This is a genomic window from Agrobacterium tumefaciens (assembly GCF_009649785.1).
Classification (GTDB): domain Bacteria; phylum Pseudomonadota; class Alphaproteobacteria; order Rhizobiales; family Rhizobiaceae; genus Agrobacterium; species Agrobacterium tumefaciens.
Map to the genome: position 1 here is coordinate 164,809 of NZ_WJOK01000003.1, position 14,106 is coordinate 178,914.

9 protein-coding genes are annotated in these 14,106 nt (G+C 60.9%); 2 read left to right on the forward strand and 7 right to left on the reverse strand.

The window, feature by feature from the left end; translation table 11 throughout:
* Window positions 1-217: 217 nt before the first annotated feature.
* The 7 genes from GH784_RS04570 to GH784_RS04600 all read right to left on the reverse strand — a co-directional run bounded on the left by GH784_RS04570 (window position 218) and on the right by GH784_RS04600 (window position 8,089).
* A complete protein-coding gene (locus GH784_RS04570; RefSeq protein WP_003518141.1) occupies window positions 218-613 on the reverse strand; it encodes a (R)-mandelonitrile lyase in 396 nt (131 codons plus the stop codon).
* A 163-nt stretch (window positions 614-776) separates the two neighbouring features.
* Window positions 777-2,690 carry a PhoX family protein gene (locus GH784_RS04575; protein WP_025595095.1) on the reverse strand — a complete coding sequence of 638 codons (1,914 nt, stop codon included), beginning with the start codon at window positions 2,688-2,690 and terminating at the stop codon, window positions 777-779.
* A gap of 129 nt (window positions 2,691-2,819) precedes the next feature.
* Window positions 2,820-3,533 (reverse strand): 4'-phosphopantetheinyl transferase family protein, encoded by a 714-nt coding sequence (locus tag GH784_RS04580; protein WP_065705795.1) that lies wholly within the window; start codon window positions 3,531-3,533, stop codon window positions 2,820-2,822.
* Between the two features lie 30 nt (window positions 3,534-3,563).
* Complete coding sequence (gene dhbA / locus GH784_RS04585; protein ID WP_013762274.1) at window positions 3,564-4,319, reverse strand: 2,3-dihydro-2,3-dihydroxybenzoate dehydrogenase; 756 nt, start codon at window positions 4,317-4,319, stop codon at window positions 3,564-3,566.
* A 13-nt stretch (window positions 4,320-4,332) separates the two neighbouring features.
* Window positions 4,333-5,202, reverse strand: coding sequence for an isochorismatase (locus GH784_RS04590; RefSeq protein WP_025595093.1), 870 nt, complete (start codon window positions 5,200-5,202; stop codon window positions 4,333-4,335).
* A gap of 73 nt (window positions 5,203-5,275) precedes the next feature.
* On the reverse strand, window positions 5,276-6,895 hold the full coding sequence (locus GH784_RS04595; protein ID WP_065705796.1) for a (2,3-dihydroxybenzoyl)adenylate synthase: 1,620 nt from the start codon (window positions 6,893-6,895) through the stop codon (window positions 5,276-5,278).
* Window positions 6,896-6,913: 18 nt separating this feature from the next.
* Window positions 6,914-8,089 (reverse strand): isochorismate synthase, encoded by a 1,176-nt coding sequence (locus GH784_RS04600; protein ID WP_065705798.1) that lies wholly within the window; start codon window positions 8,087-8,089, stop codon window positions 6,914-6,916.
* An 81-nt stretch (window positions 8,090-8,170) separates the two neighbouring features.
* Here GH784_RS04600 and GH784_RS04605 point away from each other — a divergent pair, with 81 nt between their 5' ends.
* Together GH784_RS04605 and GH784_RS04610 are read left to right on the forward strand one after the other, a co-directional pair.
* Window positions 8,171-12,610, forward strand: coding sequence for a non-ribosomal peptide synthetase (locus GH784_RS04605; protein ID WP_111795976.1), 4,440 nt, complete (start codon window positions 8,171-8,173; stop codon window positions 12,608-12,610).
* A gap of 50 nt (window positions 12,611-12,660) precedes the next feature.
* A complete protein-coding gene (locus GH784_RS04610; RefSeq protein ID WP_111795975.1) occupies window positions 12,661-14,007 on the forward strand; it encodes a condensation domain-containing protein in 1,347 nt (448 codons plus the stop codon).
* The last annotated feature ends 99 nt before the right edge of the window (window positions 14,008-14,106 follow it).

A 14,106-nucleotide genomic window follows, 5' to 3' on the forward strand; every position in this document is an offset into this window, starting at 1 on the left:
AATTGCAACCGCATTGGCGGTGATAAGGGCAAGGACAATTCCACCGGTTAAGATCACGATTCTCCACCATGTTCCCGCGACGCGATGAAGGTTCACCCAATGCGCATACGAGTCAAAGTTAAAATCGCGCCCCCGAAATATTTCGGCTCTTCCGGATGTTGCTTAACGCTGGAGATCGTCCGGCAGGCAGGACGAGCGCCATTTCGGCCAGGCCACTTCAGCCACCATACTGATCGTCCGTGACGTGCTCCATCCAGTCCACGACCTTGCCGTCTTTCACTTCCTGAAGCGCGATATGCGTCATGGCGACATCGGGTGCCGCCCCGTGCCAGTGCCTTTCGCCCGGTGCGAACCACACGGTATCGCCGGGGCGGATTTCTTCCACGGGGCCACCCTCGCGCTGCACCCTTCCAAACCCTGAAACCACGATCAGGGTCTGTCCGAGCGGGTGCGTGTGCCATGCGGTTCGCGCGCCTGGTTCGAAGGTGACCTGAGCGCCCTGAACCCGCTCTGCATCGAACGGGTTGAACAGAGGATCGATACGGACCGTGCCGGTAAACCATGCCTCGGGGCCTTTGGTTGAGGCCCGTGTTCCCGCGCGCAATATTTCCATGGTCATTCTCCTGACTGGTATCGTGTGGGGAGATTTGAAGCGGTAATGCCTCTCTTGTCCACTGGCGAGTGAAAATTCAGTCAGGCCGCATCGACCCTTGGTCACGGGTGACAGGAACCGGATCTCCGCTATGCCGAGACCCGGTTCCGCCTAAGCCAAAGCGTCAGCCGATCTGCGCGTTGTCGTCACGCTTGATGGCGATAACGGTGGAGCGCGGCAGCTTGCCTTCGCCATCCGGGAAGGGGGCGTCGGGGTGCTGGATGCCGACGAAGTGGGTACGCTTGTCGCCGGACCATGTCTGGCCGGTAACTTCAGAACCCTTCGGCGCGGTCAGGAAACGTTCGATACGGCCGGTCGCCGGATCGCCTGCCAGCATCTGGTTATTGCCCTGGCCGGCGAAGTTGCCCTCGTTGCTGTCCTCTCCGTCGGTCTGGATCCAGAGAAGACCGGTCGAATCGAACATCATGCCATCGGGCGAGTTGAACATGTTGCCTTCGTTGATGTTCGAAGAGCCTGCATAGGCATCCTTGTGAACGGTGGGGTTGCCGGCCATGCAGAACAGGTCCCACTTGAATCTGCCGTCCGCGTGATCGTCGTTTTCCGGGTACCAGCGCACGATCTGGCCGTATTCGTTCTTTTCGCGCGGGTTGGCAGCATTGATCGCCATGGCGTCGCCGCCAGCATTGGCGCGCAACTTGCCGTCTTTCATTTCGCCGCGACGGCTGTTGTTGGTAAGGGCGCAATAGGCTTCGATGGCGACCGGGTTGATGGCGACCCATTCCGGGCGGTCCATCGTTGTCGCGCCCACTTTGGAAGCGGCCTGACGGGTGAAGACGCAGATTTCATCGATCTTCATGCCTGTCGTCTCAGGCGTGAGAGCCAACCATTCACCAGCGCCGTCGTCCGAGAACCTGGCGACGTAGAGCGTGCCTTCGTCTAGCAGTTTCGAGGTGTCGCCACCGGGCACGTAAATGCCGTTGGAGACGAATTTGTAGAGGAATTCGCCACGCTCGTCATCGCCCATGTAAACCACCACGCGGCCGTCACGGGCAATCACCACGGCGGCGTTTTCGTGCTTGATGCGGCCGAGGGCGGTGCGCTTGATCGGGGTGGAGGAGGCGTCCGAAGGATCGATCTCGACCACGTAACCGGCGCGGCGCGGCTCGTTGGGGTTCTTGGCGACATCGAAACGCGCATCGAACTTCTCATAGGCGTAACGGGTCTCGGCGACGATGCCGTAGCGCTTGTAGTCATCCGGCAGCTTGAAGGCGGCATCAGTGGTACCGAAATAGCCGTTGAAGTTTTCCTCGCAGGTGAGGTAGGTGCCCCAGGGCGTGCGGCCGGCGCCGCAATTGTTGAAGGTCCCCAGACAGTCGACACCCTTCGGATCTGCGGCGGTCTTGACGAGGTCCGAGCCTGCGGCCGGGCCGGAAAGCTTCATCGGGGTGTTGTGGTGAATACGGCGGTTGAACGGGCTGTCGAGAACGATTTCCCAGCCTCCGGTGCCTTCCGCAACTTCCATGACGGTGACGCCCTGCATGTTCTGCAGGATCTTGACGTCGTCGGCCGTTTTCGGGTTGCCCTTTTCGGCATGCGGCAGGTTGGTTTCGGGGTTTACATATTCATGGTTGACGGCGATCAGCTGGTGATTGCCAACCATGAACAGTTCCATGCCGTCAGTATTTTCGCCGAAGACCTTGTCGGAGTTTTCAACGCTGACACCCTTGGTAGGGTCGAGGTCGGGCACGTTGGAGAACAGCGGCTGGCCCCACTTGGCGACTGGCTTCCAGCTGTAGCCTTCCGGCACGTGAATGGTGTGGTCGGTCGCGGCAGCCACCGGCTTGAAGGGGAAACGGCCGGCTGCCGCTTCCTGCGCTTCCGCCGAGGTGCTGGTCATCAGGTTGCCGAGCGTGCCCATGGCTGCTGCGGCCGAACCGAAGGCAAGCACGCCACCGAGAAAGCCGCGGCGGGAAATCGCGGTCTCGACCACGCGGTCGAAATCGGTTTCGGCCGGCGGCGGGTTTTGCAGCTCGTCCCACGCATCCCAGGAAAGCTTGCTCGTATCGATGTCGGTCATATCGTGTCTCCACCGTTGCATGTTTGGAATCATTCCAACACGGTGCGTACCGTTTCAGTGTTTCACACAAATGACGGGAACAACGACTTTAAATATGATCTTCACAGAAAAGGATTCTGTATTTTTCCCTTAATGCGGGAGAAGGATACGGGTGAGCAAAAAGCCTTCGAAGCGGCAGAAGTGGAAAGCAATGTCCGTTCCCTTGCGCCACTCGCCGCTGATGTCGGTCGTCAGCCGAAGGGATGCTGAACCGCACTCTTCATAGCCGGATAACTCCGCCGCCTCGAAAAAGAACAAACGTCTGACGGTCGGATAAAGCGCTTTGAACAGGCTTTCCTTGGCCGAAAAGATCAGCCCGGTCATGAAGGGATCGATGTCGTTTCCAAGACTGAGGCGTTCGTTTGCGGTCAGTACCTGCGGGGCAATATCGCAAGCTTCCTCCTCGCTCAGAAGCCTTTCGATATCGATGCCAATGCCGCAGAACCGCTCGGAAGAGCCGGCAAGCGCAATTGCCCGCTCGTGGCTGTGGGAAATCGCGCCGACCACGCCTTCGGGCCAGATAGGGGCGCGATCCTCTCCCATGCCGGGAAAGTCGGCGCGGCCGGTCAGACGGCGTATGGCTTCGGCAGCACATCTGCGCCCGGCTATAAATTCCGCCTTGCGTCTGGGCGCAGCGCGCAAAAGCTGCGGCGGCAAGGGAGGGACCTTGCCGCCGCGCCCTTCTTCGGCGCTGTAATGAAGGGTGACGCAATGACAATCGCATCTGTCGTCCGGCCAAGGCCAGATGGCCTGGGGTGGATCGCCGGAAACAGCTTCGCCGTGAAACGCCGGCGCGTTGGCCATATCTGTCATCCTCATCACGCGGACCGATGCTCAGGCGGCAAGCGTGGCGCCGCCATCGACCACGATCTGCTGCATCGTCACATGGCCTGCCTGATCGGAGGCAAGGAACAGCACCGTGTCGGCGATGTCGTCCGGCCGCGCGATCTTGCCCAGCGGAATGCCGAGCTTGAACTGCTCGGGAAGACCGGCGACCAGTCGCTGTTTGCCGCTGGGATCGTTCAGCATGCCGGCCAGCATCGGCGTATCGGTGGAGCCGGGTGACACCACATTGCAGCGCACGCCATAGGGCGCGAGTTCAAGTGCTGCACAATGGCTGAGGCTGACGAGTGCGGCCTTGGAAGCACAATAGGCGAGCATGCCGATGCGCGGCACAACGGCGGCGTTGGAGGCGATGTTGACGATTGCCCCGCGCCGCTGCCGCTTGAAGACGCCGCTCCATTGCCGCAGCAGGTAGAACGGCCCCGCAGCATTGACATCCATGCAGGCGTTCCAATCCTGCGGCGTCAGGCTTTCGCTGTCGCCGAGCCGGAGGATGCCGGCGGCGTTGACGAGAATGTCCAGCCCGCCCCATTCCTTCTCGATCGCCTTGCTCGCCGCCTCCACTGCCGCCGCGTCCGTGATGTCGAGCGTGATCTGGCGGAAGGTTGCATCGGTTGCATCGGCAATGAGGTCAAGGCCGATGACCTCGGCCCCTTCCTCGGTGAAACGCTCGGCGATGCGGCGGCCGATGCCCTGCGCGGCACCCGTCACCAGCACGCGCCGCCCGTTAAATCTGTTCTGCATCATCTTGTCCGTCCGCTCAGGCCGCGAGCCGCTTTTCTTCGATCAGCGCCCACCAGGCAGAAAGCGTCGGTACGCGGGCAAGCTCTTCGAAGCCCACGATGACGCCGCGTTCCTTCAGTTCGCCGGCAAGCTTCATCACCTGCAGCGAATCCAGCCCATAGAAGATCAGGTTCTCATCCGGGTCGATGTCGCTCTCGTCCTCCACCATTTGCAGGACGCGGGCCTTCAGCCATTCGCTGATATCGGTGGTCTCTCCCGCGCCGGCAAGGCTTTCAGTGTCGATCACCACGCCGCAGCGTGTTGCCACATATTGCAGCGCCATGCGGTGTTCGGCTTCGGAAAAATCGGCGACGGCATCACCCAGCATGAAGGGCTGAATATCCTTCATGAAGGCTTCAACAGCCGTCATCATGCAGCCGATATGGGCGTAGACGCCGCCGATGATGATCTGGTCGCGGCCCCACCCCTTCATGCGCTCGGCAAGGTCTGAACGCTGGAAGGCGCTGTAGCGCCATTTGGTCAGCACCACATCGTCGGGCGTCGGCGCAAGCTTGTCCACGACCTTCTGCAACTCCGGGTCGACCACGGTCAGGCCCGGTCCCCACATGTCGTTCAGAAGCGCGCGGTCGGCGGCAGGCTGGTCGTGCGGCTGGGCGGTGTATATGACCGGCACGCCGTTCTGAACCGCCCATGCCTTTACCTTTGCAAGATTGTCGATGAGGGTTGTCATCAACGTGCCGTCGGCCTCGTAGAACCGCAGGAAATAACGTTGCATGTCGTGGATGAGCAGCACGGCGCGCTTGGCGTCCGGCTGCCATTTGGTCTTGTTGGCCGGAAAGCTTGCTGCGACCGGCATCGGATAATCGGAAATGGTGGGGATCGTCATGTTGACCTCGATGGTTTGGCGCATCGGCATGGGCGACACGCAATTTTCAAATGGTTGAGGCGTGCACGCTCAATTACGCCGGGATTGGCGCTGCGAGCATGTCGCGCAGACGTTTCTTGTCGATCTTGCCGACGGCAGTAAGCGGCATGGTGTCGATGAAACGCACCCGGTCCGGCAGCTTGTAATCCGCAACACCCAGAGCAGAGAGATGCTGGCGGATGGCCGGTGCCTTGAGAGCGGGATTGCGGGAAACGACGAAGACGCAGCTTTTTTCACCGAGGAGTTCGTCCTGCATCGCCACCAGTGCGGCATGCGTCACATCCGGATGCTGCAGGATCAGGTTTTCCACCTCTTCCGATGCGACCTTCTCGCCGCCGCGATTGATCTGGTCTTTCACCCGGCCAACCACCCGCAGGTAACCTTCGGGCGTGCGCTGAACGACATCGCCGGAATAATAAAAACCCTGGTTGTCGAAGACGCGCGCGCTGTGCTCGGCGGCGCGGTAATATCCGCGAAACGTATAGGGGCCGCGCGTCGCCAGCATGCCGGCTTCGCCTTCTGGGACGTCGTTGCCGTCCTCGTCAACGATGCGGATCTCGTCATCCGGGCTGATCGGCCGCCCTTGCGTGGTGAAGACAATATGGTCGGGATCACCGGCGCGGGTATAGTTCACCAGACCTTCCGCCATGCCGAAGACCTGCTGGAGGGTGCAACCCAGCACCTGCGGCACCTGACGGGCTAAAGCTTCAGCAAAGCTTGCGCCGCCGACCTGCAGCAGCTTGAGGGATTTCAGCCGTTCGCGATGGGCGGGCGCCACCTGTAACCACAGTGCCACGGCCGGCGGCACCAGAGGCACAATGTCGACGCCATGTTTTTCGATGAGGTCAAAGCAGGCAAGCGGCTCGGGATTGGCCGCCATTACCACGGTGCCGCCAGCGTGGAACACGCCAAGCGCACCCGGCGAACTCATGGGGTAATTATGCGCCACCGGAATGGCGCAGAGGAAACGGGTCTGCGGCGTCAGCTCGCAGATTTCCGCACTGGCCCGGGCGCTGTAGTCATAGTCGTTATGCGTGCGGGGGATCAGTTTCGGTGTTCCGGTGCTGCCGCCGGAAAGCTGGAACAACGCTACCTCATCGGCTGCCGAAGGGCCGTAATGCGGCGCATTTTCGGCGGGTGATGAGAGCCATTGTTCGAGGCTGCGCTGCGGTTCCGCCTCACCAAGCAGCAGCGTCACGGCAAGCTGCGGAGAGGTAAGCTTCAGCGCCTCCAGAAACGTGTCATTGGCAAAAAGCTCGTGGGAACGCGAGCCGATCACCAGATTTGGCGTAATCTGTTCCGCATAGGAGGTCATTTCCAGCCGGCGATGGCTGAAAAGCGCATTGACGGGTGCAGCGCCGATTTTCATCAGAGCGAAAAAGACGAGATAGAACTCCGCGATATTTGGTAATTGCACCAGTGCCGTATCGCCCCTGCCGATCCCGGCGGCAGCCAGATGCCCGGCAAGATTGGAAGATTGCCGGTCGAGATCGGCATAGGTGAAGCGGCGGTCGCCGCAGATCAGCGCGGTCGCGTCCGGCCGAAGTTCCACCTGCTGGGTGAGGATGTCGCTGAGCGGTCTGTCGATCCAGTAGCCGCGGTCGCGGTATCGGCGCGCCAGATCTTCGGGCCAGCGTTCAAATTCGATTGTCATGGTGTGTCCCTGGGAAAATTAGGCAGAAAGACCGCAGGCGTTCAGCATGGTCTTGAGCTTGGTCTGCACCTCGGCCCACTCGGATTCGGGTTCCGAGGCTTCAACGATGCCGGCGCCTGCGAACAGCCGCACGGTTTGCCGTTGCACGGTGCCGCAACGGATTGTCACCACCCATTCGCCGTTACCCTCGGCATCCGTCCAGCCGACCATGCCGGTGAACAGCCCACGCTCGAAAGGCTCGACGAAGCGAATAAGCCTGCGGGCACGCTCGGTGGGGAAACCGCAAACAGCAGGTGTGGGATGCAGCAGGCACGCGAGTTGCAGCGCATTGGTCTCGGGATCAGCAAGGCGACCCTCGATGCGCGTTGAAAGATGCCAGAGAGCGGCCGTGTTGATGAGGGAGGGCTTTTCGGGAACGTCGATTTCAGTGCAGCAAGGCGTAAGCAGCGAGCGTATATCCTCGATCACGAGGCTATGCTCGTAATGGTCTTTTTCCGAAGCCGAAAGCCGGTCTGCATTGGCCTTGTCCGCCACCGGGTCAGCCATGCGTTTTGCCGAGCCCGCGAGCGGGTTCGAGATGACTTTTTCACCCTGCTTGCGGATGAGGAGTTCGGGGCTCACGCCGATCAGATCGCCGCCATCGGGCAGCGGAATGCGAAACTGGTAACCCTCGCGGTTCTGTTTGGCGAGGCTGGCCAGCAATCTTTCGACATTGACCTCGGAGGCGAAGGTCAGTTCACGCATGACGGAAAGCACCGCCTTGCGGACATCGGAATGGCGGAAATTGACGATGGCATGCTCGACGGCGCGCTTGAAACCATTTTCATCGGGCAGGCTGTTCTGGCCGACAAGCGCTGGCATGGCCGAATCAGTCGAGATCGAAGCGGTATCCTTTGGATTCCACTCATGGTTGTTGGGAATGTATAAGCAGGATGGCTCGTTGACGTCGAAGGGGATGGCGCCAATGGCGATGGGATTGTCCTGTCCGGCCCTGCGCGCCCTCTCGAAAGCGGCCTTTATCGCCTTCTGCAAAGGGCTTCCCGCGTCTTCGGCGCCATGGGCAGGAATCGTTATCCTTTCGCGAATGCCTCTGGCACGCAGTTCGCCCGAGCCAGAAGTGAACAGAAATTCTCTATCAAAATCAGTAATTTCGTCGGAATCGACGTCATTCGTCCTGAGTGCTCCCGTTTTCATGGGATGCCTCCTGTGCGAGTGGTTGACGGTGGCTTATACTTGATTATGATAATCATGTTTTGTCAATCGGTGCAAATTCACATGCTAAATTTAACCCCCATGCAGGTTGCCTACTGGGTCGGCCGAGAGGCGGACGGGATACTCGGAAAAGTTACGCCGCATCTCTATCTCGAGTTCGAAGGCAGGGGGCTGGAGGCGGAAAGACTGGCCGTCGCGGTCGAAAGGCTTTGCCGGCGTCACCCCATGCTCAACCTCAGGATTGATGCGGAAGGGCGACAGACGGCGGACCCCGCCGGCCGGCCGCTCCGCCTCGACGTGGAGGACATGGCGGCTCTCAATGATGAGGCGCTTGCGCACCGTCTTGCCGCCAAACGTGAGGCGTGGAGCCATCGCCAGATCGATCTGCGTGTTGCCCCGCCGGCGGCAGTGTCGCTCAGCCTGCTGCCCGCAGGTCGCGCCAGGCTGCATTTGGATACCGACATGCTGGCCATCGATCCCGCCAGTATGCGTATCGTGCTGGAAGATCTCGCCCGCTTTTATGAAGCCGACGCGGACGAACTCGAGCCATTGGGGGATACACCACCATCGTTTTTCAGCTGGGCGGAACGTCTTGCATCCGATCCGGAACTCAAAGCCCAGCGTGAAAGGGACCGGCTGTGGTGGCGGCAACATATTGCCGATATTCCGGAGGCACCGCCATTGCCGTTTTTGCCCGAGGACCCGTCACGCGCCGTTCACACCGATCGCCTTGCAGCAAGACTTTCTCCGGCTGAACGCAGCAGTCTGGAACGGGTGGCGCGGCGCTGCGGCGTGACCACGTCGACCCTGTTGCTTGGTGTCTTTACAGTGGTGCTTTCGCAGGCGACGAATACGGAAAAGTTCCGGCTTTCCGTGCCGGCTTTCTGGCGCGCGCCGCGGGTGGAAGGGGTCGATGGCATCGTCGGCGAATTCTCCAATGTGCTCATTCTTGGCGTTGATATCCGGCCTGAGGAGAGCCTTGAGCGACTGCTTGGACGGCTGTTCGGAGAGATGAACGGGCTTTTGGCGCACCAGTCCTATCCCGGGGTCAGCGTCATGCGCGACCTTTCCCGCCTGCGCGGCGGTTTGCAGACCTCACCGGTTGTCTTTACCGCGGGTGTCGATTTGCCCGGGGGCGAGTTGTTTTCGGAAAATGTGGGGCGCGTGTTCGGCCCGATGATCCACACCGTCTCGCAGGGGCCTGGAGTTGCGCTGGATGCGCAGGTCGCAGCGCTCGATGGCGGGCTTTTGATCAACTGGGATGTGCGGCTCGATGCACTGCCGGAAAGCTGGCTGCGAGCCCTGTTCGACGCCTATACCGCCCTTCTTCGCCACCTCGCCGCCAGCCCCGATCTCGTTTCCGAGACCGTGGAGCGATTTGGCTTGCAAGCGCCTGAAGCGACAGCGCAGACAAAAGGAAAATCCATGGAACGGCCACTCTCAGCCTTGCAAAAGGCCTATCTGCTCGGTCGCGGTACCCATCTGCCGCTGAGCGGCGTGGCGATGCAGGAGTTCCGCGAATATCGCGGCAATATCGATCCGGCATTGCTTCGCTCGCGCCTTACCGCAATGGTCGAGCGGCATGAAAGCCTGCGCACCCACATCGATGAGCGGCGTCTGGTGCAGGTGATCTCGGATGAGCCGAAGCTAAACCTTGATATTGTTGATCTTTCGCACCTGTCCGCTTCCGAAGCCGAACAGCGGATCGGCACCGTGCGGCAGGCTTTCTCCCATGCCCATTTCGATCTTGCCGCCTCTCCCTGGCAGGTCACGGTGTTTCGTCTGCCGGAAATTGCGGTGGGGGACAGCGTGGCGGTCTTCCTGCGCTTCGACGCCCTCATTCTCGACGGACGGGGAATAGCCAGCCTTGCGGCGGAACTCTTCGATGATGTCGTGCCGCCCGCATCAGCCGTCGCAGCCACCGTCGCGCAGCAAGATGTAGCAGCGGCCCGTGCCGAGGATGCCGCATACTGGGCTGAGAAACTTGAGGGTGCGGAAGTGCCCTCGCAACTGCCGTGGAAAGCCCCGCTCGAAACCATTGCCGTTTCGCGTTACAGCCGCCAGAGCCTGACCGTGGAAAAACAACGCTTTACCGCCTTTTCACGGATCGGCGCAAAAGAGCGGCTGTTCAAGAATTCTGCGCTGACGGCGGTAATCCTCGATGTGCTGTCGCTTTGGCTGAACGAAGGTGCCCTCGTCGTCGGCATTCCCGTCGCCCCGCAGGTGGAAGGCACCTTTGCCAATCGCTCGAGCTTCATCGCGGTCAAATGGGATGCGGCCAAGGGCGATTTTGTGGAGCGTGCCGCAGCTTTGCAAACCGATGTGCTTGAGGGCCTCAATCATCTGGCTTTTTCGGGGATCGATCTCAATCGCATCCTTCTCAACGCCAATCCCGGCGGGCTCGCCCTGCCTGTCGTCATCACCAACGGCCTCTCATGGCCGACGCTTTCGCAAGCTTCCACGCTTCGTTGGACGGACGGGCTGACCCAGACACCACAGGTGGCGCTGGATTTCCGGTTTTCGCAAAACCCGGATGGCGATCTCGTCCTCGATATCGATTATGCGGAGCAGGCGATCGATGCCGGAATGGTGGCTGGCATTCTCGGCGCCATAGAGCGTGCGATTACCGCGATCACCGCCAGCGGGACGTTTTCGATGAATTTCCGCGAGATCGTCGACCTGTCTCACTATCGGCTGAATGGCGACGAGCGGAACTTCGTCTGCCCGCCATTCCTGGAACGGATCGCCTCGCATCTTTTCGAAGGAGACGGATCGCGCACGGCCCTGATCAACGGCGAACGGCGCATCTCCTATCACGAACTTGGCGACGCGGTGGCGCGGGCGATGGCGGGCCTTAAGACGCGCGGCATTGGCCGGGGCGATGTCGTAGCGGTGTGCCTGCCGCGCAGCCCGGAGCACACGGCCGTCACGCTGGCCGCTGCACTTATCGGCGCCATTTGGGTGCCGATCGATGCGAGCTCGCCGGAAGATCGCCTGCACTATCTGCTGACCAATTGCCGCCCGGCCATGATCGTCGCCCGTTCCGTTCCGCAAGGATTCGACGCTGTCGGTCCCGAGGAGCTTCTCGCAGCGCCAGCCGCCTCCGGCGTGCCCGTTAACCCGGCGGAACTGGCGGTACTTTCAGCAAGCGAAGCACCCGCTTATTACCTCTACACTTCCGGCACGACAGGCAAACCGAAATGCGTCGTGCTCTCTAACAGGGCCACGGCCAATGTCATCGACAGTACGCTTTCGGAATGGACGGTGACGGAGAATGACGTCTTTATCTCCGTTACGCCCTTGCACCACGACATGTCGGTCTTCGATGTATTCGGCGCGCTTGCCGCCGGTGCGACGCTGGTGCTGCCGGAACCCGGCGAGGAAAAGGATGCGGTCCGCTGGAACGAGTTGGTGGCCGAACACGGCGTTACGCTGTGGTGCTCGGTGCCGGCGATCCTTGAGATGCTCCTGTCCTGCCGTCGTGGCGACCAGCTCGGCTCGCTCCGGCTCGTTGCGCAGGGCGGTGATTACATCAAGCCCGTGGTCATCGAGGAGTTGCGCCGGCTGAAACCCGAGCTTCGGCTGATATCGCTGGGCGGGCCGACGGAAACGACCATCTGGAGCATCTGGCACGAGATCGTGGCAGCCGATACCACGGCGATACCCTATGGACACCCTCTACCCAGCAATCGATATTTCATCCTCAACGATCAGGGCGGCCATTGCCCGGCGGGCGTTGTCGGACGCATCCACACAGTGGGCGTGAATGTGGCGATCGGCTATCTTGAAGATGGTGCCATTACCCAGACGGATTTCGTCACGGTCAGCGATCCCGGTGGACATGCGGTGCGCGCCTTCCGCACCGGAGACCGGGGCCGTTACCGGCCGGATGGCAAGATCATGTTCGCCAGCCGCGTCAACGGTTACGTCAAGGTGCGCGGGGTGCGGGTCTCGCTGCCGGATGTGGAAAATGAACTTATCCGCCACCCCTCCATCCAGCGTGTACTGGTGGTGGATTACGGTGCCGAGCAAAAGGGGGAGGCTGCTATCGGCGTGCTTTATGTTCCGATGCCTGGCATTGAGCTTTCCGCCGCCGATATGCGCAATTTCGCCCGCAGGCATCTGCCGGAATCGCATGTGCCCGGCCGCTTTCTCAATGTGGCCGATCTGCCGCTATCGGCCAATGGCAAGCCGGATCGCCGCCGCGCCCGCGAATTGCTGACGGCAGCGGAACCGGCAAAGGCACCTGCGGCTGTAACAATCAAAGTCGCCGATCAGGGTGATCGCCGCGTGCTGGATATCTATCTCGGCGTGCTGGGCAAAAACCCGGAAAATGTGGACACGAGCAGCGATTTGCTGGCGCTTGGCCTTTTGCCTTCGCATCTGAAAACCGTCTCGGCCGAAATTCGCAGCGCCTTCGGCGTGGAGCTTTCGCCGCAGCAACTCCTGCGTTGCCGAAACGCCAAACAGGTCAGTTCGCTTTTACCCGCCTCGGCGGCATGAACCGCATCATTGCGGCCAGAAAATCACAGGAATAATCCAAGGAAAAACAGATGGCGCATATCGATCCTGCCAGTGGCTGGCTTCCCCTGACCCAGCCGCAACTCGATTTCTGGGAGGAGTTTTCCTTCCATCCCGACGAACCGGTCTCTACCGTCGCCCATTACATCGAGCTTTCCGGTGCCGTGAACGAAGGCGCTCTGCTTGAGGCAATCAGGCGCACCGTGCGCGAATCGGAAGTTCTGTCGATCCGTTTTCGCGTCGGTGAGGATGGCGAGACGCCGCAGCAATGCTGCGATCCGCTCCACGCTCCGATGGTCGAGCTTGTCGATCTCCGTGCCCATCCGGCGCCTTTCGAGGAAGCGCTGGGGCGCATGAACGCGGATGTCGAGGCAGGGCTTGATCTTCGAACCGACAAGCTCTCCGCCCAGGTGCTTTACCGCATCGCCGACGATCGCTACCTCTGGTATATCCGTGCCCATCATATCGTCGTCGACGGTTATGGTTTGACGCTGGTGGAGCAGCGCTGCGGGCAGCTTTACGGGCACTATTGCGGCAAGGGCGAGGCGGGTCCGGATTTCCATCCTTTCCCCAGTTTTCTTGCCGAAGAGGACGCTTACCGGCAAAGCCGCCGTTTCGAAAAGGACCGCGAGTTCTGGACGGCCTATCTCGCGCCGCCGGTGGATCTGCCCGTGCTGGACAAGGATTGCGAGGATTACGGTGGCGGCGGCCTGCATGCCGATGCGGGATTGCCGGAAGGTTTCAGCACAAGACTGCAACAGATATCCGGCGCACTGGAGATAGGCTGGCCGGACCTGCTGGTGCTGCTTTCAGGCCTTTATCTTCACCGCGTATTGCCGCGCCCGGATCGCGATGTGCTGACGCTGTGGCTGCCCTTCATGAGCCGCTGGGGCAGCGTCGGCGCGCATATGCCCGCCATGCTCGTCAATATCCTGCCTTTCCATCTGACAATAGAACCGCAGGAGAGCCTTGGTAGCTTCCTTGCGCGCAATGCCGCCAATCTGCGCCGGCAGCGCCTGCATGGCCGCTACCGCATCGAACAGATCGCCGCCGATCGCAACATATCAAAGGGCCGGCGGTTTTTCTTCTCACCGCTTATCAACGTCCTGCCCTTCAGCGCGCCGGTATTTGCAGGGCTTGCCGTTATCAGGCACATTCTCGCCAATGGTCCGGGCGACGGGTTCAACCTGACCTTCCGTGGCGAGGATGACGGCAGTGATCTGAACCTGCATATCGACGCGGATTCCGCACTGACCGAAGCCGACGATTTCGCGCGTTACCGCGAGGAGATGCCGCTGTTTCTGGATGCCATGCTGCGCGACGAGGCGCTGGCGGCTCCGGCCGAAGAGGTTTCCGCGGCCTTCCGTCTGGCGGTTTGAGAAGCCGGGTGCTCTGCAAGAAGGGGACGGAAATCTCTCTGCCGTCACTCTGCATTTGGTCGGGAGTGACTGGGTGCGGATGTGATAAACCCGGCTCCG